The sequence below is a fragment of the Mesorhizobium sp. B2-1-3 genome (assembly GCF_006442495.1).
Lineage (GTDB): Bacteria > Pseudomonadota > Alphaproteobacteria > Rhizobiales > Rhizobiaceae > Mesorhizobium.
The window spans coordinates 239,340-262,570 of sequence record NZ_VFWL01000010.1 but is presented as its reverse complement, the minus strand read 5'-3'; the positions used below and the strand labels follow the sequence as shown (position 1 = coordinate 262,570).

Sequence of the window (23,231 nt, the reverse complement as noted above, 5' to 3'; positions counted from 1 at the left end):
CCAGCCTCCATCCGCTGGCGATAAAACCGGACAACTCACGTGCTACCTAATCCGGACAACTCATCTGCTTACGACAGGCGGGTGAGCCAAGAATTGACATGGCCGTTTAAATAGCTTACAAGACCTTTGTCGATATTTGTTGACTGACTTTTGTTATCCGCGCTTTGCAGCGCGCCTTTGACGAACTTCCCACATCAAAAATCGAGACAAACGACGTTGTGCATCCGCATGACGGCGAACGAGTATTTGCCATGGAAAGGGTTCGTCATGAGCACCGGCACAGTTAAATGGTTCAACGCCACCAAAGGTTTTGGTTTTATTCAGCCTGACGACGGCTCTGCCGACGTTTTCGTCCACATCTCGGCCGTAGAGCGCGCCGGCATGCGTGACATCGTCGAGGGCCAGAAGCTCGGCTACGAGATGGTCCGCGACAACAAGTCCGGCAAGATGTCGGCCGACCAGTTGAAGGCGGCCTGAAAAAGGATTCAGCCTTCCCGGTGACCACGGATGTACTGGCACTGGTGAATGGCGAATTCGGGCGCATGGCGGCGGAAACCTGAGTTTTCGCACGCTGCGTGCCGGAGCGTCCTGTGCATCCACTGGATGCGCGACGCTCTCATGGAAGGTCAGGCGGTGCCTGGCCTTTTTCACTTTGTGGGTCTCGCCGCCGAAAATGCGCTGCGCGTCGGCCTGAACGTGCTAAGGGACGCTCCAGCAAGTTGAATCCGCCGCCCCAATGCTTTTGTGCGTGGGTCCTGACTGAAGACCGGTCTTGCCCTATCGGCACGAGACTCCTGACAGGAGAAAGATTTTGACCGCCAATTCGAAAACAGCTGCTGATCAGGCAGTGCCCTTGTTCAGCAAGACGCAAACCCAGTCGATGTCGCTCAACCGCATCATTTCCGAACGCGATGCCCTTACCCAGGCGCGTGAAGCCAAGACCGCGCGTTTGCGCGAACTGCGCCTGGAAAAAGAGGCAGATGAAATGGCTGCGGCGGCCGCACAGGCGGCGTTGCCGAAACGGGCCGGAAGACGCTGATGGCGACGAAGCGTGTGCCGGCGACACCAATCGCCGCTGATGCGACCATCGCCGATATGGTCGAAACATTGGACAAGCCAGTCGAATATGTCCGGCGTGTGCTGGAAAAACTCGAACGCTGCAAGCGCGTCCATGGCGATGCACAGGTGCGCGTCGGCGTGCGGGGCCGCGCCGAGTGCCCGAACTATTTGATCGAATATGTCCGCCAAGACGCCAAGACCCGCGAGCCGGTGACCCATCAGGACGCCGCCTACAGCGGCAGCACGCATCGCGAACTGGCGCCGCATCACATCGCGGAGGCGAGGAACTGGTCGCCTGAGGAAATGAACATAACGGCGGTTTCGGCCCTGATCGGCCGTTTGCGCAGTCCGCGCGCACCATCGCGCTTCGCCGACGAGGACTGAGATGGCCATAAAATTCTCCGCCAAGGACCAACCGCCGGCGCCCGCCGCCGCTGCAAAGCCAGTCAAGCCGGCTGCCGCGCCGAAGGCCGATGCAGCTGCCGAGGCCGCGACCGATCTATTCAAGTCTCCGGCCGAGGCGCCGTCGCGCAAGGCAGGCAAGAAGAAATAGCGCCTTGCCGCAAGACGCCGACCGCAATCCTGCTGCGCAGGGGCTGTTCAACCCGGTGGCCGCAGCCAGCCTTTCATCGTCGCAACGAGGCACCGTCCCGGCATTTGATTGCCAGAGCTGCGGCGCCTGTTGCTCCTACTCGGCCGAGTGGCCGCGCTTTTCCACCGAGGACGACGCGCACCTCGACCGTATCCCGGACAAGTATGTCGCGACCGATCTGTCGGGTATGCGTTGCGAGGGCCCGCGCTGTTCGGCCCTCTGTGGCGAAGTGGGCAAGGCAACCGCTTGCGGCATCTACGAGCTGCGCCCGGATGTCTGCCGCGCCTGCATGCCCGGCGACGAGGATTGCCTGATGGCGCGTCGGGCGCACGGGCTGCCTGTCCTCTGATCTGACGGCGCCGCGGCTTGTGCGCGGGGATTTCGCTGCTACGCTGCCCGCCGGGCAGCACAGCGGAGAACCAAATCGTGAGCATCGAATTCTTGTTGACGTCGCTGATCGTGGTGGCTTCGCCCGGCACCGGCGTCCTCTACACGCTGAGCGCCGGGCTTTCCCGCGGCGCCCGCGCCTCAATCGTCGCCGCTTTCGGCTGCACGCTCGGCATCATCCCGCATATGGCTGCCGCCATCACCGGCCTCGCCGCGCTCCTGCACACCAGCGCGGTCGCCTTCGAGACGCTGAAATATCTGGGCGTCGCCTACCTCCTTTACATGGCCTGGAACACGCTGAAGGAGAGGGGTGGTCTGAACGTCGAGGACAATGTCGCGCCGCGCTCCACCGGCAAGGTGATTGCGAGAGGCATCCTCGTCAATGTGCTCAACCCGAAGCTGTCGATCTTCTTCTTTGCCTTCCTGCCGCAGTTCGTCAGCACGACCGAGCCGCACGCGCTGTCGAAGATGCTGGAACTGAGCAGCGTCTTCATGCTTTTGACCTTCGTCATCTTCGTCGGCTATGGCATCTTCGCCGCCTCGATCCGCAGCCATGTCGCGTCGCGGCCGAGGGTGCTGACCTGGATGCGCCGCACGTTCGCCGGCGCTTTCGTCATGCTCGGCGCCAAGCTTGCGCTGGCGGACAGGTAGAATTCGTTCGCCTCGCCTTGGCACGAAATCGATGCCGAACAATGAGAAGGCGAGCCTTGGCCCGCCTTCTTTTGTTCTTCAACTCCGGACTAGCCGGCAATCATTTGTTCGCGCCGCCGAGCGCCTTCAATTTTTCGCAGAACGGGGCATACGGCTTGCTCATCGCCGCATCCTGACATTCCTTCATCATCATGGCTTGGTCGTCCTTGGACATTTTTGCCCAGGCGGCTTTCATCTCGGCGTCGGATTTCATCGTCTTCATGCTCGCATCGGTGAAGAACGGTTCCATCATCTTGGGCGAGTCGAGCGCTCCGGCAAGTGCCGTGCCGCTGAGAACGGTCAACGCGAGTGCTCCAAAGCAGGCGGTTCTGATGTTCATGACATTAGTCCTCCCTATGGTCTTTCTCGATCGTCGAATGGCGGTCGGACTCTATTCCTAGCACAAACCGATGTGTATTAGGAGTAACTCATATGGTGAAGCCGGCCTATCCCTTGACGTAGCCCATCGCCTCGACGATCCGCCCGCCCTCGACGCGCATCAGATTGACGCCGCGCAGCGAATTGCCGTCCGCCATCCAGTAGCGCCAGCGGATCGTCGCCCGCTCGCCGGCGACGAAGGTCTCCTCGATGTCGAAGCGCGTGCCGGGCTGGGTCGCGATCGCCGTCCATAGCCCGACGCAGGCCGCCTTGCCGGCATGGCGCGCACCGTCCGGTGCCGGCACGGTGTTTTCAATCACGCAGTCCTCGCCCACCAACTCGGCAAGCGCCGACGGATCGTGCAACTGGAACACATCGTTGAAGCGCCGCATGATCTCGGCTGTCCGCCGCGACTCTGGATGACCGTCCATGATGCTGCTCATCTCGTACTTCTCCTGATTCATTATTGCGCGGCGGTACCCACGAGGGTCGCCTTGAGGTTGATCTGGGCCACGCCGGCCAGCGCGCGCGAAACGAGACAGCTCGCCTTGGCGGACTGGGCAAGGCGCTCGAACTGGTCTTCGGCGAGCCCCGTGACCTCCACCGCCGTTTCAAGGTCGATGCGGGTGATGGTCGGCCCGGCCTCGGTCGCTCCGAGGTGCACCCTGGCGATGGTGCGGATGTCCCGGGGAACATGACCTCCCTGGCCAAGGATGAAGGTCAGCGCCATCGAGAAACAGCCGGCATGCGCGGCCGCGATCAGTTCTTCCGGGTTGGTGCCGGGGCCGTTCTCGAAACGCGACGGAAAGGAATAGGCGCCTTCGAACACACCGCTGCCGAGCCGCAGCCGGCCTGAACCTTTCCTCAGCGTGCCTTGCCACTCGGCCGAAGCTTCACGAATTTTCATTGCTGTTCTCCCTTCAGGTTCGATCGATATTGAAAGATCAGGCTCCGTCGATGACGACCTTCCCGAACACGTCGCATTGCTGGAAATAGCGGTAGGCGTCGCGGGCCTCGGCGAAGGGGAAGACCTTGTCGATGACCGGTCTCAACCGGTGCGCCGAGACGGCGTTGAGCATCGTTTCGAGGTTTGCGCGGCTGCCGACGAACAGACGGCCGATTGTGACGAGGCTGCGCTGATAGACGGCGCCCGGGATCTGCACCGTTGCGCCCTTCGCATCCTGAATGGTGAGCAGCACGATGCGCCCGTAAAGCGCGCTGGCGATCAGCGACTGCGCGAAGGTCGGCGGGCCGCCGGTTTCGACGGCAAGGTCGATACCGCCGGTCTCGCCACGCACCATCGCCCCCCATTCCGGCATGTCGGTCGAGGAGACGACGAGGTCGGCCCCCATCGCGCGCAGCTTGCCAACCTTCTCGGCGCGAGAGGTGACGGCGACGACGCGGCAGCCGAGCAGCTTGGCGAACTGCAACGCGAACAGCGAGACGCCGCCCGAGCCTATGACTAGAACCCATTGGCCGGGCTTGGGAATCTCCGCCCCGGTCAGTGCGTTCCAGGCTGTCAGGCCGGCGCAGCTCAGCGTTGCCGCCTCGCGCCAGTCGAGATGCTCGGGAACTCGCACCGCCCATTGCTCGTCAAGCACGGCGTACTCGCCGAGCATGCCATCCAGCGTGCAGCCGAGCTGGTCGATCAGTCCGGCATTGATGCGGCCATCGATCCAGCGGGCGAAATAGCTGCCGGTGACACGGTCGCCGACGGCAAAGCGTGTGACATCATCGCCGATGGCGACGACCTCGCCGGCGCCGTCGCTGAGCGGAACGATCCCGCGGCGCGGTGTCAGGGGGTAGGTGCCATTGAGGATCATCGTATCGCGTCGGTTGAGCGAGGTGGCGCGCACCCGCACCACGATCTCCTGGGGACTTGGCTCCGGTCGCACCTCTTCCCGCATCACCAGACATTCGGTTCCGCCCAAACCCTCAAGACGATAGCTGCGCATTTCGGCTCTCGATTATATAGACTGATCTACATATTATGTAGACCAGTTGTCATATTTCTGGCAAGGCTTATAAGGATCTCTCCTGACAGAGGTTGACATGGCGAACGATACGAGAGCCCGCATACTCGAAACGACCGGATTGCTGCTCAGGCGGCGCGGCTATCACGGCACTTCGCTCAATGACATACTGAGCGCCAGCGGCGCCCCGCGCGGCTCGCTCTATTTCCACTTTCCCGGTGGCAAGGATCAGCTGGTCGTCGAAGTGACGCGCGCCAGCGTGGCTGAGGTGACTGAGAGGCTTGGCGCCGAGCTGGCGGCGGAAAGCGATCCGGCGGTTGCCGTTCACCACATTTACCAGTCGGTCGCTCGCATGCTGGAGGACAACGAATTCTCGCTCGGCTGCCCGATCGCGCCGGTCGTGCTCGATGCGCCGAACGACGTGCCGGACTTGGAGGAAATCTGCCGCTCCGCTTTCGAGCAGTGGATCGGCCTGCTGCGCCAGGCGTTTGTCAGGGCAGGGGTGGTCGAGCGCCGCGCACGGGCGCTGGCGCTGTTGGTCGAGTCCTCGCTGGAAGGCCTGATGGTGATTGCCCGCGCCACCCGCGATCGCTCATCGATCAACGTCGTGGCCGATGAGGTGGCTACCCTGATCGAGCAGGCAGTCCTCGCCGGCAAGGCGACGCGGCAAGCGGAGAGCACTGCTGTCTGACGCTGGTTCCAACCGACTACGCTGAAGCAAAGCCTGAATGTGCAAAGAAAAGGGCGGCATCGCTGCCGCCCTTTCCGCATGCATAAAGCAGATGGCTGGATTAGAAGTCCATGCCGCCCATACCGCCCATGCCGCCGCCGCCCATGCCGCCAGGCATGCCGCCGCCAGCCGACTCCTTCTTCGGAGCCTCCGCGATCATGGCTTCGGTGGTGACCAGCAGGCCGGCGACCGAGGCCGCGTCCTGGAGAGCCGTACGCACGACCTTGACCGGATCGACGATACCCATGGCGATCATGTCGCCATATTCGCCGGTCTGGGCGTTGTAGCCGAAGGTCGCGCCCTTGTTCTCGAGGATCTTGCCAGCAACGATCGATGCTTCCGCACCGGCGTTGGCAGCGATCTGACGGGCCGGGGCCTGCAGTGCGCGGCGAACGATGTTGATGCCGGCGGCCTGGTCGGAGTTGACGCCGGTGGCCTTGAGGTTGCCCGAAGCGCGCAGCAGGGCCACGCCACCGCCGGCAACGATGCCTTCTTCCACGGCCGCGCGGGTCGCGTTGAGGGCGTCATCGACGCGGTCCTTCTTTTCCTTCACTTCCACTTCGGTCGCACCGCCGACGCGGATAACGGCAACACCGCCGGCGAGCTTGGCCAGACGCTCCTGCAGCTTCTCCTTGTCGTAGTCCGAGGTGGTCTCCTCGATCTGCTGCTTGATCTGGGCAACGCGGCCCTGGATCTCGGCCTTCTTGCCGGCGCCGTCGACGATGGTGGTGTTCTCCTTCGAGATCGACACCTTCTTGGCGCGGCCGAGCATGTTGAGGCCGACATTCTCGAGCTTGATGCCGAGGTCTTCGGAGATGACCTGGCCACCGGTGAGGATGGCGATGTCTTCCAGCATGGCCTTGCGGCGATCACCGAAGCCCGGAGCCTTGACGGCAGCGATCTTCAGGCCACCGCGCAGCTTGTTGACGACCAGCGTGGCCAAGGCCTCGCCTTCGACGTCTTCCGAGATGATGAGCAGCGGCTTGGAGGTCTGCACGACCGCTTCCAGGACCGGCAGCATAGCCTGCAGATTGGAGAGCTTCTTCTCGTGGAGCAGGATGTAGGCGTCCTCGAGATCGGCAACCATCTTATCGGGGTTGGTGACGAAGTAGGGCGAGAGATAGCCGCGGTCGAACTGCATGCCTTCGACGACTTCCAGCTCGGTCTCGGCGGTCTTGGCTTCCTCGACGGTGATGACGCCTTCGTTGCCGACCTTCTGCATCGCTTCCGCGATCATCTTGCCGACCGACTCGTCGCCATTGGCCGAGATGGTGCCGACCTGGGCGACTTCCTCGGAGGTCTTGATCTTCTTGGCGGCCTTGCCGAGAGCTGCGACCACTTCGGTCACGGCCAGGTCGATGCCGCGCTTCAGGTCCATCGGGTTCATGCCGGCGGCAACCGCCTTGTGGCCTTCCTGGACGATCGACTGCGCCAGAACGGTCGCGGTCGTGGTGCCGTCGCCGGCGATGTCGTTGGTCTTCGAAGCGACTTCGCGGACCATCTGCGCGCCCATGTTCTCGAACTTGTCCTCAAGTTCGATTTCCTTGGCGACGGTGACGCCGTCCTTGGTGATGCGCGGTGCGCCGAACGACTTGTCGATGACGACGTTGCGGCCCTTGGGGCCGAGCGTGACCTTCACCGCGTCGGCGAGGATGTTGACGCCGCGCAGCATGCGCTCACGGGCGTCGCGGGAGAATTTTACGTCTTTGGCAGCCATGTTCAACTCCTGGCAGGGGCTCGGATCGAGCCCGAAGATTTAAGATTCAGTTGATGGGAAGGCCGATATTCAGCCGATGATGCCCATGATGTCGGATTCCTTCATGATCAGAAGGTCTTCGCCATTGAGCTTGACTTCGGTGCCCGACCACTTGCCGAACAGGATGCGGTCGCCAGCCTTGACGTCCAGGGGCACGAGCTTGCCAGCTTCGTCGCGGGCGCCGGAGCCGACGGCGATGATCTCGCCTTCCTGCGGCTTTTCCTTCGCCGTGTCGGGGATGATGATCCCGCCGGCGGTCTTGGATTCGGATTCGACCCGGCGTACGACCACGCGGTCATGAAGCGGGCGGAACTTCGACTTTGCCATGTTTTCTTCCTCGATGAGAACGGTGAGAAACAGTTCCTCCGTCCGGCGAAGCCGGACAATCTACAAAGCCCGGCGGTACCGGACCTGTGGTTAGCACTCACCCAGGGCGAGTGCTAACGTGGCGGTGAAATAGGCTGCTGGCTGGCGAGAGTCAAGGCGCGCGCGAGCGGGCAGCGGCGCGAAATTTTGTTTTCCGCGAAAGCCCGCTCGCAGAACGTGCCAGTTGCCGCTGGCCTTTCATGCGAAATGCGCCGGTTCCTCCCGCAATCGACGGCGAAACAAGGCGCGGAGGGGTGCTCCGCCGCTACCGGTCAGAGATCCTGCCGCCCGACACTTCGATACGCAAGAGGTGTTGATGTCACGGGAGAGAGGGGCGCGAAAGCCGCCGCCGAAAACTATAGAAACAGTCTCAGCTGCGTGTGGATGATGGACCTGTAGTCGTCGATCGTGCGCCGGCCTTCCTTCTCGTCCTGCGTCAGTGCCAGCCGCACGACGCCGCCGGCAAGCTGGAAGATTAGGAACACCACGCGCGCGAAGTCTTCGCGCCGGTCGGGCCGCAGCATCGGAGCGACGTGGTCGCAGAACATCTTGGCCTGGTGCCTTGTCTCAGCAATGTCGAGGTTCTGCAGCGCCTTGTCAGCCTGTATCGCGTTCTGCAGATCCTGGATGGCCGGGTCGTCGGCCACGCGCCGGTAATAGTCCTCGATCATGCGGTCCGCGGCAGCCGTCACGTCCTCAAGCCCACTTATTTCGGCGATGATCTCGCCGAAGCGTGCGCGGCTTTCCTCCGAGAAGCGCTCATAGAGCATCGCCAGGATCGCCGATTTGTTGGGGAAATAATGGTAGACGGTGGCGATCGGTCCGCCCGCCAGTGCGCCCACTTCCTTCATCGTCACCGCGTCGATGCCTTTTTCGCCGATCAGCCGCATGGTCGTCGAAAGGATCGCGTCGATGCGTTCGCGGCTCCGCTCCTGCTTGGGCCTGCGCCTCGGCGCCGTCGCCATCCGGCTTGCTTCTGCCATGCGCCCAATCTCTCGCGAGAGCTTCAAAATTCCCGGTTGACAAGAAACATGATCAAGTATCAGTTTCGTAATGCTGACAAGTTGTCAGCTTTTTTATCGCACTGCAAGGACGTTGGGAGGCGCCTCGTGACTGCGACGCAAGCCGTACAAGCGGAAAATGGCGATTGGCTGGTCGGCAACCCGACCGGCGTCGAGCTCGGCTCCGCATTATGGATCGGCTCGGTCGGGCTGCTGATCCTCGGGCTTCAGCCCGTGCTGCTTGGCGCGCTCTACACCGAGGGCCATGTCAGCGGCGATGAACTGGCGCTGGTCGCCACGGCGGAGATGATCGCAATCGCCATCGGTTCAGCCGTGGTGGCGATGCTGCTTTCCGCGCGCAACATGCGCTGGAAAAGCGCCGTCCTTTTGATCCTGCTGGCCCTGGCGAATGTATGGACCGCCCATGCCGCAAGCGCCAATGCGCTGATCGCCGCCCGCGCCATCGCCGGGCTGGCTGAGGGCGGCCTGGTCGCGATCGCCACTGAACTGATCGCCCGTTCGCGCCGGGCGGAGCGCATCGGCGGCTATTTCGTGACGCTGCAGACCCTGGCGCAATGTGCGCTCGCTCTGCTTTTGGCACTCTATGTCATTCCCGAGGCGGGGTCGTCCGGCGGCTTCATCGTGCTTGCCGTCGTCTGCGTCGTCTCGCTGGCGGCCGCTTTCACCGTACCCGGTGACTACGCCGACCTGCCGAAAGGGGAGAACCTGGCCAATGTGCTGACGGTTCCGTCGATCACCGCGCTATTGTCGGTCTTCTGCTACTTCATGTTCTTCGGCGCGATCTGGGCCTTCCTGGAACCGCTCGGTGCGCAATATGGGATTGATAGCTGGACCGTCGGTCTGATCGTCTCGGCCAGCCTGGCGACGCAGGTCCTGGGCGCGATGACGGCGACCGTGTTCGAGGCGCGCATCGATTACCGCATTGCCATTACGGCCATCGGTGCCGTCGCGCTGGTCTCCTCCCTTGTTCTTGCCAGCGCACCTGGCCTGACGACATTCTGGATCGCCGCCTTGGTCATGGGCTTCATCCTGTTGTTCATCGTACCCTATCAGATCCGGCTGGCGATCACGGCCGACGAGACGCGTACCGCCGTGCTGCTGGTGCCGGCCGCACAGCTCTTCGGCTTGGCGATCGGGCCGGTGGCGGCGTCGCTGCTCATCAATGGCAAGGATTTCCGGCCCGTGCCGGAATTCGCCGCGGCAAGCGCGTTTGCCAGCGTGGCCCTGCTTGGCCTGTTCGTGGCCACTATGCGCCGTCGGCGCGTCTGACGGGACGGCTGGATGTCGACGATCACCGCGCGGAACTGGAGCAACTGGTCGGGCTTCGTGCGCGCCGAGCCGAAGCTGATCGCCACTCCAACCGACGCCGGCGAGCTTGCCGATCTGGTGCGCACGGCACCTGGGCCGCTGCGGGTGGCGGGTGCTGGCCACTCCTTCACGGCGCTGGTGGCATCGCAAGGCTCGATCGTTTCCCTGGAGAAGATCGAGGGGCTGGTCTCGCACGACATACAAAGCCATCGCGCGCGGGTGCGGGCAGGGACCCGGCTCGGCCCGCTAATGCACATGCTGCACGGCATCGGCCAGGGCCTGCCAAATATGGGCGACATCGACCGCCAGGCGATCGGCGGCGCGCTGGGCACCGCCACCCATGGTTCCGGGCTGACGCTGGGCGCTTATCACACCCAGTTGGAGACGGTGCAGATCGTGGACGGGCGGGGCGAGTTGCGCGAATTCGATCGGACCCGCGACCAGGATATGATCCATGCGATGGGGGTCGCTCTCGGCGCCTTCGGCATCTTGAGCGAAGTCACGCTGAACAACATCGCGACCTACCGGCTGCGCCGCCGCAAGTGGGTGCTGCCGATCGCCGACATGCTGCGCGATTTCGAGACGATGATGGCCGCGCACCGGTCGGCCGAATTCTACTACATCCCGTTTTCCGGCTACGCGCAGTTCATCGCCAGCGACCTCAGCGACGCGAACCCGACCACCAGGCCTACCGAGCACGACGAGGCCGGCCTGGCGACGCTACGCAAGCTGAGCAGGGCGCTGCGCCGGCTGCCATGGCTGCGCCGCTCCTTGATCCGCGGCGCCGTGAAGAAAGTGCCGGCCGAGGATTATGTGCAGGACTGGCTCAACGTCTATGCCAGCGACCGCCAGACCAAGTTCAACGAGATGGAGTATCATCTGCCTTTCGAGGAGGGGCCGAAGGTGATCACGCAGATCATCGAGCTGACCGAGAAGCACTTTCCGGAAGTTTATTTTCCGATGGAGGTGCGCTCGGTGGCACCCGACATGTTCTGGCTTTCGCCCTTCTACAAGCGTCTGACCTGCTCGATCGCCATTCACCACGATGCCGCCAACGACCCTGAGCCCTTCATGCGGGCGGCCGAGCCGATCTTTCGCAGGCATGGCGGCCGGCCGCATTGGGGCAAGATGCACAGCCTGAAGGCGGCGGATTTCAAAAAGCTCTATCCGCGCTGGGATGATGCGATGGCTGTTCGGCGAGACATCGATCCCGAGAACCGTTTCGTCTCGCCCTACATGGCCGGCCTGTTCGGCATCGGCCAATGAGCGGCTATTTCACCACGCTGTCGGATGCGTTGAGGGCGGCCGGCGTCTTTCAGCCTTGTCTCGTGCTCGACCGCGACCGGCTGGACCGCAACATCGACCTGGTGAAGCAGAGACTGGCGCCCGGCCTTGCCATGCGGCTGGTCGACAAGTCGCTTGCTTGCCTGCCGCTGCTTTCGCACATCGCCGAGGCGCTCGGCACCCATCGCTTCATGACGTTTCATCCGCCGATCACAAGGGCCGTCCTCGACGCTTTTTCCGATGCCGACATGCTCTATGGCAAGCCGATGCCGGTCGGCGCGGCAAGGCAAGCGATTTCAAGCGGCACCGCCGACTGGTCGCGCGTCTGCTGGCTGATCGACAGCGAAGAGAGACTGGCGGAATACGGCGCTCTGGCCGCCGAACTCGACGTCGGGTTGCGCATCGCTTTCGAGATCGATGTCGGGCTGCATCGGGGCGGGTTCGCGGAACCGCGCGCGCTGTCGAAGGCATTGAACGCGCTGCCCGCCCGGCTGCGCTGCGAAGGCGTCATGGCCTACGAGGCGCACGCGCCGCACATTCCCGGTCTGTTCGGCGGTCCCCAAAAGGCGCTGGCAGAGGCGTCGCAGCGGGCCGCGGCATTCATCGCGGCTCTCGGCGAGGACCAGCACCGAACGCTGAACATCGGCGGCTCGAAGACCGCGTTGCTTCATCGTGGCGGCATGGCCAACGAAGTGTCGATCGGGTCGGCCTTCGTGCTGCCCGGGGATTTCGATACGCCCGGCCTCGACGGCTTCCAGCCCGCGGCCTTCATCGCCACGCCTATCCTCAAGGTGGTCGAGCCGATGCTGCCCGGCCCGCCGGCGGTCACCCGCCTGCTGCAGACGATCGGCCGGTTTCCGCGCAAGGGCTGCTATCTCTATGGCGGCAAATGGATGGCCGAACCGGTGTTTCCCGAAGGCATGGAGACCAATGGCCTGCTTGGCCTTTCCTCGAACCAGCAGTTCATGGGCCTGCCCGGCGATGCCACCACCAGGTCAGGCGACTACGCCTTCCTGCGTCCGACGCAAAGCGAGGCGGTGCTGCAGCAGTTCGGATCGATCGCGGTTTTTTCGGGCGGCAGCCTCGTGGACCGCTGGCCCGCGCTGCCGATGGGGTAGGCATGGTGCCTCGTTGCGATGAGGTCAAACCAGACGCTTCGATGCAACAGATCGGCCGTCAACCCAAAGCCACGATGCGCATGCTTGGAACAGTCAGCGAGCCTATCCGCCTCCAGACGGGGTCATCGTTGACCGGCCTTCTCGGCGAGATATCGAGTAGCCAACGCGATTGAATTGGGGATCGGTGTCGATCCTCTATAGTTGGCAATTTGGCGCCTGGAGATTTCCAACTGGAGCGCCATCCCCTCAAGCGAGAATTTCAGCAGATCGTCCATGATATGGCGGAATTCCCGGTTCTCCATACCAATTGAGGGCAGGGTATCGATCCATTCGGCTGACAACTCGATTCCCCCGTCCCACTCGATTGCATTGCCGTCTTCGTTAACCCGCATGGTTCCAAACAGCTCGTCATCGTCGCGAAGCGGAATGAAGTGTCGATGGCTATTCAATACTGGATTCAGGTCAACCGTATTGGAGCGGCCGTCTCGCCAGGTGATGCGCACGCGGCGGCCATCAATCATGGTGACCGAGGCGATCCTGGGGAGCGGATTGCCGACTGTTACGATATCGTCAACCATTGAGGCGGGTCCATTCATTGCGCAACTCCTCTTCATGCGAGTTAGCCCAAGCGATTACGGCATCGAGGTCTTTGCGACGCATTTGGCCACGCAACACGTTCCATGAGCCAATCCTGATCAGGACTTCATACTCACCCTTCAACGCGTGAAAGTGAGGCGGGTTATGGTCATCCGCAAAGACCTGAATCTTGATGCCGTCGAGAACCTTCAAAGTGGGCATGTGGCTGTTCCATCGCGCCAAATTTAATGCAGAGGGTGCACTAAATCAAGCGAAAGTGCACTGGGTGCACCAAAGCGTCGCATTTCATCAGTTGGATCGATATTGCGCGTGACGTAAATCGACGACCCCGGCCCTGCGTTCTCGTCCGCGCGGCCGCCGTTGTCGCTACCGGATTGAGCTCGGACGGTCGCGCCGAACGGCCGGCCTTGGGTAGCGTTTCAGCGGTAGCGCGCCTGGTTCCAGCGGTGGCCAAGCAGCGACAGGATGATGATCAGCCCGTTGAAGAACTGCACATAGAAGCCGCTGAGGCCGGCAGCGACGACGCCGGTCTGGATGAACGCCACCGTCAGCGCGCCGATGGCGCCGCCAAGCACGGTACCGATGCCGCCCCAGGTCGGCGTGCCGCCGACGAACACCGAAGCCAGCACCGGCAACAGATAGCCGTCGCCGGCGGTTGGCCACCAGGTGAAGTTGATCATCGTCGAGAAGGTGCCGCCGATCGCGGCCCCGATGCCGACGAAGACGAACACCTTGACCTTCACCCGCTTGACGTCGATGCCCATCTGCTGGGCGCTGTCGGGATTGTCGCCGACCACCTTCACCTGCGCGCCGAAGCGGTGGCGGTTGTAGAGCAGCGCGGCGAACACGACGAAGGCGAGCGCCCACAGGATCTGTACCGGAATCCCGTAAACCTGGCTGGAGAAGATCGTATAGGTCCAGCTTTGCCCGAGCGTCGGCAGCGCGGTCGACTTGCCTTCGTTGATGATCTGGATCAGCCCGCGCAGCAGGAAGTTCATGCCGAGCGTGGCGATCAGCGACGACAGGCTGCCATAGACGACCAGCACGCCGACCAGGAAGCCGAGCAGCATGCCGGTGGCGAGTGCTGCGACGATGCCGAGGAAGGGATCGTAGCCGGCCTGAACGACCAGCGCGAAAACCCAGGAGGCAAAACCCATCGTCGCCGGAAATGACAGGTCGATTTCGCCAGCGGTGACGACAAAGACCAGCGGCACGACCACGAACAGCGCGACCGGCAGCGTGGTCAGCACGGAGCTGTAAAGAAACCAGGTGGTGAACACCGTCGGATTGGCGATGGTGAAGGCGACCATCATCACCACGAAAACGCCGAGCGTGCCCAGCGCCGCGCGATTGTCGAGAACGAAGCCGCGCAGCAAATGATCCGACGGGTGCTTCCACGCCGCTTCGCCCATTTCGGTATGGGGCGAGGGAGCCTGGCGATTGGGCTCGGCGATGTTGCTCATGGCCTTGTGTCCTCCGCGCGCTGGGCTTCGCCCAAGCCGGGCAGTCCGCCGGGATGTGCGAGGTCTTCCATGAAATTGACGAGCGTGTCGGCCGACTTGATGTCGCGCTTGTCGGCCTGCAGCGCCACAGTGCCACGATCGAGCACGACGAAACGGTCGGCGATGTCGAAGACATGGTGGATGTTGTGGCCGATGAACAGGATCGAGCGCCCGCTCGCCCGCACCTGGCGCACGAAGTGGAAGACCTTGGCGGTTTCGGTCAGCGACAGAGCCGTTGTCGGCTCGTCGAGGATGATCAGGTCGGCCTGCTTGTAGATGGCGCGCGCGATCGCCACGCCCTGGCGCTCGCCGCCGGAAAGCTGGCCGACGACGGACTGCGGCGTGAACACTTTCGAAGTGAAGCCGATCTCGCGCATAAGCCGGCTCGCCTCCCTGATTTCGGTGCCGACCTTCAGCCAGCCGAGGAAGCCGGTGAGTTCGCGTCCCATGAAGATATTGCGCACGATGGTCTGCTGCACGGCCAGCGCCCGGTCCTGGAACACGGTCTCGATGCCGGCGTCGCGCGAGCGCGCCGCGTTCCAGCCGGTGACCGGCTTGCCGCGAACGAGGATCTCGCCACTGGTCGGCTTGACCGCGCCGGCGAGGATCTTGATCAGCGTCGACTTGCCGGCGCCATTGTCGCCGATCAGTCCGACCACCTCGCCGCGGTCGACGCTGAGATTGACCCCGCCAAGCGCGTAAACCTGGCCGTAGGATTTCGTGATGTCGCGCAGTTCGATGATGCGTTCGGCCATCGGGTCCTCGCTTGCTTGTCGCATACCGGCCCTCGCCGGCGGTCCCGCCGGCGGTCCCGCCGGCCGGGCCTGAGCCCCCGGCCGGCGGCTTGGGAGGTCAGCGCAGTGCTTGCTTGGCCAGTTCGGCGACGATCTTGTAATTCTCAGGCGTGACGAAGCCGGCGCCGGTATCGACATTCATCGGTGCCAGCCCCAGCACCACTTGCTGGCAGAGGCTGAGGATCGGCAGATAGCCCTGCATGAACGGCTGCTGGTCGGCGGTCAGTTGCACCCAGCCGCCCTTGAAGGCCTCGACGATCTGCGGGCTGGTGTCGAAGCCGAAATTGAAGATGTCGCCCGGCTTCCGGCCCGCCGCCGTCATATAGGTCTGGACGTTGCCGAGCATCTGTCCGCCGGGGTAGCCAACGGCCTTCACGCCGGGATTGTTGAGCAAGGCGGCGGTGATCACCGGGATCGCCAGATTCGGATCGGCCGCCCATTCGGTGGCGGAATTGATTTGAACGACATCGATGCCGGCCTCTTTCAAGGCGGAGACGGTCCCACGCTCGCGGGCGCCGCGGCTCTCATTCTCGAACGGGCCGATCATGATCGCCTTGTCACCGGCCTTGAGCTTGGCCAGCTTGAAGGCTTCCGCGCCGAGCGCGCGGCCCTGCTGTTCCTGCTGCGCGCCGACATAGCCCCCGCCGAAGGCCGCCACCACCGTCGGCACCGGCACGTTCTGGTACATCATCTTGATGCCGTCCTTATGCGCTTGTTCGGCCAGCGGCATGATGGCGGCGTCGCCGGGGTGGCCCATCATGGCAATACCGTTGGGCTTGACGGCGACCGCCTCGCGCAGCTGCTGGACCATTTTTTCGATGTCCCAGCCTGAGAAGATGTAATCCACTTTCGGTCCGAGATCGGCCGCAGCCTGCTTGGCGCCATTGTAGACAATGGTGCCGAAAGCGTCGCCCTCGGCGCCGCCGACGAAGAAACGGATGTGGACGTCCTTGCACCATTGCGCGTCGAGCGCCTGTGCCGGCAAGGTGGAGATGGCGGCGGCGAGCGCCGTGGCGGTCGCCACCACGGTCGTGCGCAGAAGTGTCGTTCTCTTGGCGATGCTCATGCACGTTCCTCCCTTTTGTCCTCGCGAGCGAGGGTTTCGACATCTGCTTCGGCAATCCCGTCCGGCTCCTCCCGCCGGCCAATCCTCACGTCGGGTTCGGCAGGTAGCTCAGGCCTCCCCTGCATTGCTGGAGGTATTCCAGCGCGCGGACCTGGCCTGTCATTTCAAGATCGTCGCGATAGACCGGGTCGTGCCAACCTTCGATGTCGATGGCGCCCTTGTATCCGGCCAGCCGCAATTCGCTGATCACCCGCGTCCAGTCGCTGTCGCCGAAGCCGGGCGTGCGCATCTGCACGAAGGGCAGGCGGCCGAAGACGCCGTGCTCGCGTATGACATCCCAGCGCACCGTCGCGTCCTTGCCGTGGACATGGAAGATGCGATGCGCCCATTTGCGGATCTGCGGGATCGGGTCGATCAGATAGACCAACTGATGGCAGGGCTCCCATTCCAGACCCAGATTCTCATCCGGCAATTCGTTGAACATCAGTTCCCAGGCGTCCGGATTATGGGCGATGTTCCAGTCGCCGGCGGCCCAGTTGCCATCCATGGCGCAATTCTCGAAGGCGATGCGCACGCCCTTGTCGGCCGCGCGTTTGGCCAATTCGCCCCAGACTTCGCGGTAGCGCGGCAGGCTGTCGGTCAGCGGCTTGCCGCGGATGCGGCCGGTAAAACCGCTGACCAGATTGGTGCCGAACAGATGCGCGCTGTCGATCGCCGTTTCCCAGGCCTTGAGCACGCCGCGGTCGGTGTCGCCGCTCTCGAGTGGATTGCCGAACACGCCGATCGAGCTGACGCTGACATCGGCATCGCCGATCGCGTCGCGGATCTCGCCGGCGAGCCGCCCCAGGTCCTTGCCGCCCAGCGTCTGCCAGAAGAAGGGCTGGACGCTCTCGAAACCGAGCGGCAGGATCTGCCTGACATAGGCGGCCGGGTCTTCGAGATTGGCCCGCACCATGGTGCCGATCCTGATGTCGAGAAGCGGGTCCGCCATGGTCATCCTTCCTGCCTGGGGATTTCGATCCGGCGCCCGGTCTCGGCGCTTTCGATCGCCGCGAAAACCATGGCCAGGCTCTTGATATTGTCGGCGCCGCGCGTCTCCGGCTCGGTGCCGGTTTCCACGGCGCGGACGAAATCTTCCATGACGCCGAGATGCCCGCCGATGCGGTCGGCAGGGTCGAGCGGCGGCACCGCTACCGGCACGACCTTGTCGAGCAGGCCTTCGCGTTCCGGCAGCACGGCTTCGGCCTTCAACTCGTCATGACCATCCCAGGTCAGGCTGCCGCGTTCGCCGACGATGCGCCAACTGCCTTCCCAACTGGTGCGGAAACCGTCGGCGCACCAACTGCCGCGATAGGTGAACATCTTGCCCTGGCCGAGCTCGAAGGTGGCGCTTGCCGACGATCCCTGCCGGTACCAGGAATTGGCCGGCTCCCATTCCCGGCAATACACTTCGGTCGGCTCGCCATCGACCATGTAGCGGGCGGCGTCGAATGTATGGATCGCCATGTCGAGCAGCAGCACATGGCGCATGCCTTCGCGGAAACCGCCGAAATGCGGCGCAATGAAAAAATCGGCATGGATGCTGGTCGCAGCGCCGATGGCGCCGGAGCCGAGGAAGCGCCGGATGCGCCGGACGTTGGCGACGTAGCGGCGGTTCTGCACCACGGCATGGATGCGCCGGGCGCGCCGCGCATCGTCGATGATGGCGCGCGCATTGTCCGGGCTGTCGGCCAGCGGCTTTTCCGTCAACAGATGACAGCCATGGGCAAAGGCCGAATTCGCCACGGCGCGACGGGCGGAAGGCACGACCACGTCGAACACCGCATCGGGTCTGGTCTGGGAGAGAACGACGTCGAGATCGGTCCCGATCGCGACCCCGGCGAGGTCGTATTCGCGTGCCCGCTGGCGCGCCCTGTCGGCGTCGAGGTCGACGAGACCGACGATCTTGACGGCAGGGGATTGGCTGATGGCCTCGAGCCAGGTTTTGCTCATGGCTCCGCACCCGACCAGGACGACGTGCATCATCCAGCGCTCCTCCGGCCAACCCCTCCTGGCTGGCACCCACGGCAGTCCGTAAATGACTTCCGTAAACGTTTACGATGACACACCCGATGGCATATATTGTCAATCGGATTTGTACCGTCGGCTCTGAAACGCCTTGGCCGCACGACCGGCTGGTGCTAGCCAGAAGCAGGAGGGGGAGGTCTTGGCGTCCAGCATTCACGATCTTGCGCGGCACCTGAACATTTCGATCGGTACAGTCTCGCGCGCGCTTAACGGGCGCGCCGACGTGAACGCCGAGACACGCCAGCGCGTGCTCGAGGCGGCCCGGAAGCTCAATTATTCACCGAACCACTCGGGCAGGAACCTACGCCGCGGCACCACCCATGCCGTGGCTTTCATGCTGCAGCCGCATCCGGGCGACCAGCAGTATGGCGAGCCGTTCTTCATTCCGTTCCTCACCGGACTGCAAGCGACATTGGCCGAGTGCGGGCTGGACCTGATCATCGTCATGGGCGCGCCGGCGGATTATCAACAGGAGCGGCTGCGCCGCGTCGTCGAGACGCGTCGTGCCGATGCCGTCGTACTGGCCTGGACGCGGCGCGAGGACGATCGCATCGACTATCTGAGCAAGGCCGGCTTTCCCTTCGCGACGCTCGGCCGAAGCCGGTCCGGCGACGACAGCTATCCCTCTCTGGATCTGGATTTCGAGAAGGCGGGCGCCGATGCGGTCGACCGGCTGGTTGCGCGTGGCCACCGCCGCATCGCCGCCATCCGGCCGTCGCTTGACCTGAATTTCGGTTATCTGTTTCTGGAGGGTTATTGCAAGGCGCTGCGGCGGCACGGCATCGAAGTCGATCCCGGCCTGATTGTGGACGGTTTTATCAACGAAGCCGGTGGCTACGCGGTGACACCGCAAGTCATGCGGTCGAAGGATCCGCCGACCGCGATTATCTTCAACAACGACTCGATGGCGCTCGGCGGCTGCAAAGCGCTCGCCGAAATGGGGATCAAGCCCGGGCAGGATGTCGCGGTGATCGTCATCGTCGACACGCCGCTCTGCCGTTATTTCTCGCCGGCGCTGACCGGCTTTCGTCCGAGCCTTGACCCGATGGGGCGGCGGCTCGGCGAAATCCTGCTCGCCTCGCTCCCGGCTTTCGCCGGCGCGAAAGGGCCAGAGATCATTCGCGAGGTCTGGCCGCTGGAACTGGTGGCGCGCGATAGTGATTGACCACACGTTTGTATCGTTATAACAGAACATGCATCGACCTTGCCTCGACGCTGCCTGCATCCTAGGCTGCGACTCGTGATGGTCCCCGCGCCGCAAGGCGAGGGGTGAAAAGGGAACATGGTGAGGCCCGATTTTCGGGTCGAAGCCATGGCTGCCCCCGCAACTGTAAGCGGCGAGCAAAATCCGAGAAGCCACTGGCCGGCAAGGCTGGGAAGGCAGGATGGCGCAACGACCCGCGAGCCAGGAGACCTGCCATCTGCATGGGTTGACCGGACGGGGTGTGCCGGGAGGAGACGCGGGGTTCGGTCTTGTCGACCGGTTCAAGCCAGCTTCCTTCCGTCGCCATTTTTGAAAGTGACGGAAGTTGGACGGCTCCATCGATCGCATTCACTGCATTCCCATGCATCGCATCATCGTGTGCACGCTTTGCCGCGATATCGCCACCGAGGTGAATTCAGGCCAGCGTCCGGCAGGATTGGCAAGCAAGACGCTGGCCCGTATTCCGGCAGGCCCTGCAAGGAATTGCCCATGACCGCGCCGCTTCTCGAGGCCCGCGACCTGGCCGCGGCGGCGGATGGCCTGCATCTGGTGCATCCGGTCAGCCTTTCGGTGGCGGCGGGCGACCGTCTCGCCATCATCGGTCCCAACGGCGCCGGCAAGACGACATTGCTGCGCATGCTGTCGGGCATGCTGCGGCCGAGTTCGGGCGAAGTGAAGCTCACCGGCCGCCTGCTGGACAGGATTTCGACCGCCGAGCGGGCGCTGCACATCGCCGTCGTCGGCCAGACCGATCAACCGGATCCACGGCTGGCGGTGATCGATTATGTCGAGCTCGGCCGGGTTCCGCATACCGGCCGCAGGCACAGGAGCGAGGAACGCGACATTGTCGTCGAGGCGCTGCGCCGGACCGGGCTGTTGCCGCTGCTTGGCCGCACCATCGGCTCGCTGTCGGGCGGCGAGCGCCAGCGCGCCCAGCTTGCCCGCGCCATCGCACAGGAGCCGAAGATCCTGTTCCTCGACGAGCCGACCAACCATCTCGACCCGCGGGCGCGCAGCGAGTTGCTCGAACTGGTTGCAGGCCTCGGCATGACCGTGATCGCGGTGCTGCACGATCTGGCGCTGGTGACGCCTTTCGCCACCAGGGTCGCGGTGATGAGCCATGGCCGGTTGCATGTGCTGGCGCCGCCACGCGAAGCACTCACTCAGCAGCTGATCCGCGAGATCTTCGGTGTCGACGTCTTTAGGTTGCGCCACCCGACGGAGGACCGCGAGCTGACGGTGTTCGAGGTTCCGAACCGTGCCGCGCCATCTTCGTGAGCGCAGATCCAATTCCCGTGCAACGAAGGAGCAACATCCGTGAAACGCCTTGCCGTATCTCTTGCCTTCTCCCTGCTGGCCTCTACGGCCTTCGCCTTTCCGGTGACGGTCGACAGCTGCGGCAAGTCGCTGACCTTCGACGCGCCTCCAAAGCGCGCTGTCATTCACGATCTCAACATGGCCGAGATGGCCTTCGCCCTGAAGCTGCAGCCGTCGATCGTCGGCCTGACCGGCATCACCGGATGGTACAAGGTCGGCCCCGAATTTAAGGCCGAGCAAGGCTCGATCCCGGAACTGGCGCCCAAATATCCGACGCTGGAAAACCTGGTCGCTGTCGAGCCCGACTTCTTCTTCGCCGGTTGGTACTACGGCATGAAGCCGGGCGGCGAGGTGACGCCCGATACGCTGGCGCAACACGGCATCAAGACCCTGGTGCTGACGGAAAGCTGCGTCCATCTCGACAAGAACCGCCCCGCCGCTTCGATGGACCTGCTCTATGGCGATGTCGAGAAGCTGGGCAAGATCTTCGGCAAGGAGGCCGAAGCGGATAAGCTCGTCTCCGGCTGGAAGGCGCAGCTCGCCGAAATCACGGCCAAGGTCGGCGCCCGCAGGGGAACGCGCGTGTTCCTCTATGATTCCGGCGAGGACAAGCCGTTCACATCAGGCAAGTTCGCCATTCCCAACGCCATGATTTCCGCGGCCGGCGGCGACAACATCATGGCCGACATGGACACCAGCTGGGGCAACACGGATTGGGAGACGGTGGCCTCGCGCAATCCGCAATTCCTCATCCTGCTCGACTATCAGGATGGCGGCGGCTACCGGAAGCTGCTCGATTTCCTGAAAGCGCATCCGGCAATGAAGGAGACGGACGCGGTCAGGAACGAACGCTTCGTGGCGCTTCGCTATGCCGAACTGACACCCGGGCCGGCCAATATCGACGCGATCGGCAAGATTGCCAGGGCGATGCATCCGGAAGCGTTTTAACCGGGAACATGACTTTGCGGCACAAGGCATTCGTATTGGCCATGACGGCGGCCGCGTTGGCTATGGCCGCGCTCGCGCTGCTATCGATCGCCTATGGTTCGACGATGATCCCGCTGGGCGACGTCGTTGCAGCACTTGGCCATGCGATCGGATTGAAGGGGCATGACGTGTCCGGCCCGGTCGGCAGGATCGTCGTCGACCTCAGATTGCCGCGCACCATCCTGGCCATCTGTCTCGGCGGCGGCCTGGGCGTGGTCGGCGCGCTGTTGCAGACGGTGACGCGCAACGATCTTGCCGATCCGTTCCTGTTCGGCCTCTCGTCGGGAGCCGCCGCCGGCGCTGTCTCCGTCATCACCGTCTTCGGCGACAGTTTCGGGATCTGGACGCTACCGATCGCCGCGTTCACCGGCGGTATTCTGGCGGCTTGCGTTGTGCTTTTGCTGGTTGCGCGGGTGAGGGGACAAGGCCCCGAACGGCTGATCCTCGCCGGACTTGCGGTCTCCTTCATGTTCACCGCATTGACCAATTACCTGGTCTTTGCCGGTGACCAGCGCGCCGCCCATTCGGTGCTGTTCTGGACGATGGGCGGGCTCGGCCTGGCGCGGTGGGACAATATCTGGCTGGGTGCGCTTGGGGCCGGCACGATTGCGGCGTACGGGCTGTGGAATCATCGCCGGCTGGACGCTTTCCTGGCCGGCGAAAATGCCGCCGAAAGTCTTGGCGTGCCGGTGGCGCGAATGCGACGGACGACGTTTCTGGTCGCCGCGTTTTCGACCGCGATCCTGGTTTCGGTCGCCGGCGTCATCGGCTTCGTCGGCCTCATGATCCCGCATCTGTCGCGGCCGCTGGCTGGTACGCTGCATCTGCGCCTGATCGTAAGTTGCGCGCTGTTCGGGGCGGTGCTGTTGCTGGCAAGCGACCTTCTGGCGCGCACATTGCTGCCGCCGCAGGAACTGCCGATCGGCATCATCACCAGCTCGCTCGGCGCCTTCTTCGTTGTCACCATGCTGATCCGCAACCGCTTGTAATGGGTGTCGCGGCGGCCGAAATCATCGGACGCAGCCATGATTGTG

General features: G+C 63.5%; 28 protein-coding genes and 1 riboswitch. Of the genes, 14 read left to right on the top strand and 14 right to left on the bottom strand.

Going from position 1 to position 23,231, the window contains the following annotated elements:
• The first annotated feature begins 267 nt into the window (after window positions 1–267).
• From FJ973_RS18725 to FJ973_RS18705, 6 genes are all read left to right on the top strand, one after another.
• Complete coding sequence (locus FJ973_RS18725) at window positions 268–477, top strand: cold-shock protein (protein WP_010915421.1); 210 nt, start codon at window positions 268–270, stop codon at window positions 475–477.
• A gap of 334 nt (window positions 478–811) precedes the next feature.
• Complete coding sequence (locus FJ973_RS18720; RefSeq protein ID WP_140515521.1) at window positions 812–1,039, top strand: hypothetical protein; 228 nt, start codon at window positions 812–814, stop codon at window positions 1,037–1,039.
• Window positions 1,039–1,443, top strand: a complete 405-nt coding sequence (locus FJ973_RS18715; protein WP_140494290.1) for a hypothetical protein — start codon at window positions 1,039–1,041, stop codon at window positions 1,441–1,443. Before FJ973_RS18720 ends, FJ973_RS18715 begins: the two co-directional genes overlap by 1 nt.
• Window position 1,444: 1 nt before the next feature.
• On the top strand, window positions 1,445–1,612 hold the full coding sequence (locus FJ973_RS30970) for a hypothetical protein (protein WP_181167560.1): 168 nt from the start codon (window positions 1,445–1,447) through the stop codon (window positions 1,610–1,612).
• A gap of 4 nt (window positions 1,613–1,616) precedes the next feature.
• Window positions 1,617–2,000 (top strand): YkgJ family cysteine cluster protein, encoded by a 384-nt coding sequence (locus FJ973_RS18710; RefSeq protein WP_140521623.1) that lies wholly within the window; start codon window positions 1,617–1,619, stop codon window positions 1,998–2,000.
• A gap of 77 nt (window positions 2,001–2,077) precedes the next feature.
• Window positions 2,078–2,689 (top strand): LysE family translocator, encoded by a 612-nt coding sequence (locus FJ973_RS18705; RefSeq protein ID WP_140494286.1) that lies wholly within the window; start codon window positions 2,078–2,080, stop codon window positions 2,687–2,689.
• Between the two features lie 100 nt (window positions 2,690–2,789).
• On the opposite strand, the gene FJ973_RS18700 is transcribed toward FJ973_RS18705, so the two are convergent.
• The 4 genes from FJ973_RS18700 to FJ973_RS18685 all read right to left on the bottom strand — a co-directional run bounded on the left by FJ973_RS18700 (window position 2,790) and on the right by FJ973_RS18685 (window position 5,061).
• The gene (locus tag FJ973_RS18700) at window positions 2,790–3,068 is read right to left on the bottom strand and encodes a hypothetical protein (protein ID WP_140494284.1); all 279 of its coding nucleotides are present in this window, start codon (window positions 3,066–3,068) and stop codon (window positions 2,790–2,792) included.
• A 106-nt stretch (window positions 3,069–3,174) separates the two neighbouring features.
• Window positions 3,175–3,549 carry a nuclear transport factor 2 family protein gene (locus tag FJ973_RS18695; RefSeq protein ID WP_140494282.1) on the bottom strand — a complete coding sequence of 125 codons (375 nt, stop codon included), beginning with the start codon at window positions 3,547–3,549 and terminating at the stop codon, window positions 3,175–3,177.
• Window positions 3,550–3,569: 20 nt separating this feature from the next.
• Window positions 3,570–4,013, bottom strand: a complete 444-nt coding sequence (locus tag FJ973_RS18690) for an OsmC family protein (RefSeq protein WP_140557124.1) — start codon at window positions 4,011–4,013, stop codon at window positions 3,570–3,572.
• Window positions 4,014–4,050: 37 nt separating this feature from the next.
• On the bottom strand, window positions 4,051–5,061 hold the full coding sequence (locus tag FJ973_RS18685; RefSeq protein WP_140557122.1) for an NAD(P)-dependent alcohol dehydrogenase: 1,011 nt from the start codon (window positions 5,059–5,061) through the stop codon (window positions 4,051–4,053).
• A gap of 97 nt (window positions 5,062–5,158) precedes the next feature.
• Here FJ973_RS18685 and FJ973_RS18680 point away from each other — a divergent pair, with 97 nt between their 5' ends.
• Entirely contained in the window at window positions 5,159–5,770 is a 612-nt protein-coding gene (locus FJ973_RS18680) for a TetR/AcrR family transcriptional regulator (protein WP_140494276.1), read from the top strand.
• Between the two features lie 100 nt (window positions 5,771–5,870).
• On the opposite strand, the gene groL is transcribed toward FJ973_RS18680, so the two are convergent.
• The 3 genes from groL to FJ973_RS18665 form a co-directional block, all read right to left on the bottom strand.
• A complete protein-coding gene (groL, locus tag FJ973_RS18675) occupies window positions 5,871–7,526 on the bottom strand; it encodes a chaperonin GroEL (protein WP_140494274.1) in 1,656 nt (551 codons plus the stop codon).
• Window positions 7,527–7,595: 69 nt separating this feature from the next.
• Complete coding sequence (groES, locus tag FJ973_RS18670; RefSeq protein WP_006203049.1) at window positions 7,596–7,892, bottom strand: co-chaperone GroES; 297 nt, start codon at window positions 7,890–7,892, stop codon at window positions 7,596–7,598.
• Window positions 7,893–8,287: 395 nt separating this feature from the next.
• A complete protein-coding gene (locus tag FJ973_RS18665; protein WP_224519165.1) occupies window positions 8,288–8,914 on the bottom strand; it encodes a TetR/AcrR family transcriptional regulator in 627 nt (208 codons plus the stop codon).
• Between the two features lie 126 nt (window positions 8,915–9,040).
• Here FJ973_RS18665 and FJ973_RS18660 point away from each other — a divergent pair, with 126 nt between their 5' ends.
• The 3 genes from FJ973_RS18660 to FJ973_RS18650 are packed head-to-tail and all read left to right on the top strand — an operon-like array spanning window position 9,041 to window position 12,663.
• A complete protein-coding gene (locus FJ973_RS18660; protein ID WP_140557121.1) occupies window positions 9,041–10,222 on the top strand; it encodes an MFS transporter in 1,182 nt (393 codons plus the stop codon).
• A gap of 12 nt (window positions 10,223–10,234) precedes the next feature.
• Window positions 10,235–11,527, top strand: a complete 1,293-nt coding sequence (locus tag FJ973_RS18655) for a D-arabinono-1,4-lactone oxidase (RefSeq protein WP_140557119.1) — start codon at window positions 10,235–10,237, stop codon at window positions 11,525–11,527.
• Window positions 11,524–12,663, top strand: a complete 1,140-nt coding sequence (locus FJ973_RS18650) for a DSD1 family PLP-dependent enzyme (RefSeq protein ID WP_140557117.1) — start codon at window positions 11,524–11,526, stop codon at window positions 12,661–12,663. The genes FJ973_RS18655 and FJ973_RS18650 overlap by 4 nt, the downstream gene beginning before the upstream one ends.
• Before the next feature lie 122 nt (window positions 12,664–12,785).
• On the opposite strand, the gene FJ973_RS18645 is transcribed toward FJ973_RS18650, so the two are convergent.
• The 7 genes from FJ973_RS18645 to FJ973_RS18615 form a co-directional block, all read right to left on the bottom strand.
• Window positions 12,786–13,241 carry a DUF2442 domain-containing protein gene (locus FJ973_RS18645; protein WP_181165127.1) on the bottom strand — a complete coding sequence of 152 codons (456 nt, stop codon included), beginning with the start codon at window positions 13,239–13,241 and terminating at the stop codon, window positions 12,786–12,788.
• Window positions 13,234–13,461, bottom strand: a complete 228-nt coding sequence (locus tag FJ973_RS18640) for a DUF4160 domain-containing protein (protein ID WP_140494264.1) — start codon at window positions 13,459–13,461, stop codon at window positions 13,234–13,236. Before FJ973_RS18640 ends, FJ973_RS18645 begins: the two co-directional genes overlap by 8 nt.
• Before the next feature lie 218 nt (window positions 13,462–13,679).
• Complete coding sequence (locus FJ973_RS18635) at window positions 13,680–14,723, bottom strand: ABC transporter permease (protein WP_140557115.1); 1,044 nt, start codon at window positions 14,721–14,723, stop codon at window positions 13,680–13,682.
• On the bottom strand, window positions 14,720–15,517 hold the full coding sequence (locus FJ973_RS18630; RefSeq protein ID WP_140515800.1) for an ATP-binding cassette domain-containing protein: 798 nt from the start codon (window positions 15,515–15,517) through the stop codon (window positions 14,720–14,722). The genes FJ973_RS18635 and FJ973_RS18630 overlap by 4 nt, the downstream gene beginning before the upstream one ends.
• Before the next feature lie 97 nt (window positions 15,518–15,614).
• Window positions 15,615–16,622 (bottom strand): substrate-binding domain-containing protein, encoded by a 1,008-nt coding sequence (locus FJ973_RS18625; RefSeq protein WP_140515536.1) that lies wholly within the window; start codon window positions 16,620–16,622, stop codon window positions 15,615–15,617.
• 85 nt (window positions 16,623–16,707) lie between these two features.
• Window positions 16,708–17,613: a sugar phosphate isomerase/epimerase gene (locus tag FJ973_RS18620; RefSeq protein ID WP_181169909.1), complete on the bottom strand. Its 906-nt coding sequence runs from the start codon at window positions 17,611–17,613 to the stop codon at window positions 16,708–16,710.
• Between the two features lie 2 nt (window positions 17,614–17,615).
• A complete protein-coding gene (locus FJ973_RS18615) occupies window positions 17,616–18,647 on the bottom strand; it encodes a Gfo/Idh/MocA family oxidoreductase (protein ID WP_140557114.1) in 1,032 nt (343 codons plus the stop codon).
• Window positions 18,648–18,828: 181 nt separating this feature from the next.
• On the opposite strand from FJ973_RS18615, the gene FJ973_RS18610 reads away from it, so the two are divergent.
• The 4 genes from FJ973_RS18610 (at window position 18,829) to FJ973_RS18595 (ending at window position 23,186) form a co-directional block, all read left to right on the top strand.
• Window positions 18,829–19,854: a LacI family DNA-binding transcriptional regulator gene (locus tag FJ973_RS18610; protein WP_140494255.1), complete on the top strand. Its 1,026-nt coding sequence runs from the start codon at window positions 18,829–18,831 to the stop codon at window positions 19,852–19,854.
• A gap of 62 nt (window positions 19,855–19,916) precedes the next feature.
• A riboswitch (cobalamin riboswitch) is annotated at window positions 19,917–20,126 on the top strand.
• A gap of 256 nt (window positions 20,127–20,382) precedes the next feature.
• A complete protein-coding gene (locus FJ973_RS18605) occupies window positions 20,383–21,171 on the top strand; it encodes an ABC transporter ATP-binding protein (RefSeq protein WP_140557112.1) in 789 nt (262 codons plus the stop codon).
• Window positions 21,172–21,210: 39 nt separating this feature from the next.
• Window positions 21,211–22,158 carry an ABC transporter substrate-binding protein gene (locus FJ973_RS18600; RefSeq protein ID WP_140521643.1) on the top strand — a complete coding sequence of 316 codons (948 nt, stop codon included), beginning with the start codon at window positions 21,211–21,213 and terminating at the stop codon, window positions 22,156–22,158.
• Window positions 22,159–22,166: 8 nt separating this feature from the next.
• Window positions 22,167–23,186 (top strand): iron ABC transporter permease, encoded by a 1,020-nt coding sequence (locus FJ973_RS18595; protein WP_181170923.1) that lies wholly within the window; start codon window positions 22,167–22,169, stop codon window positions 23,184–23,186.
• The last annotated feature ends 45 nt before the right edge of the window (window positions 23,187–23,231 follow it).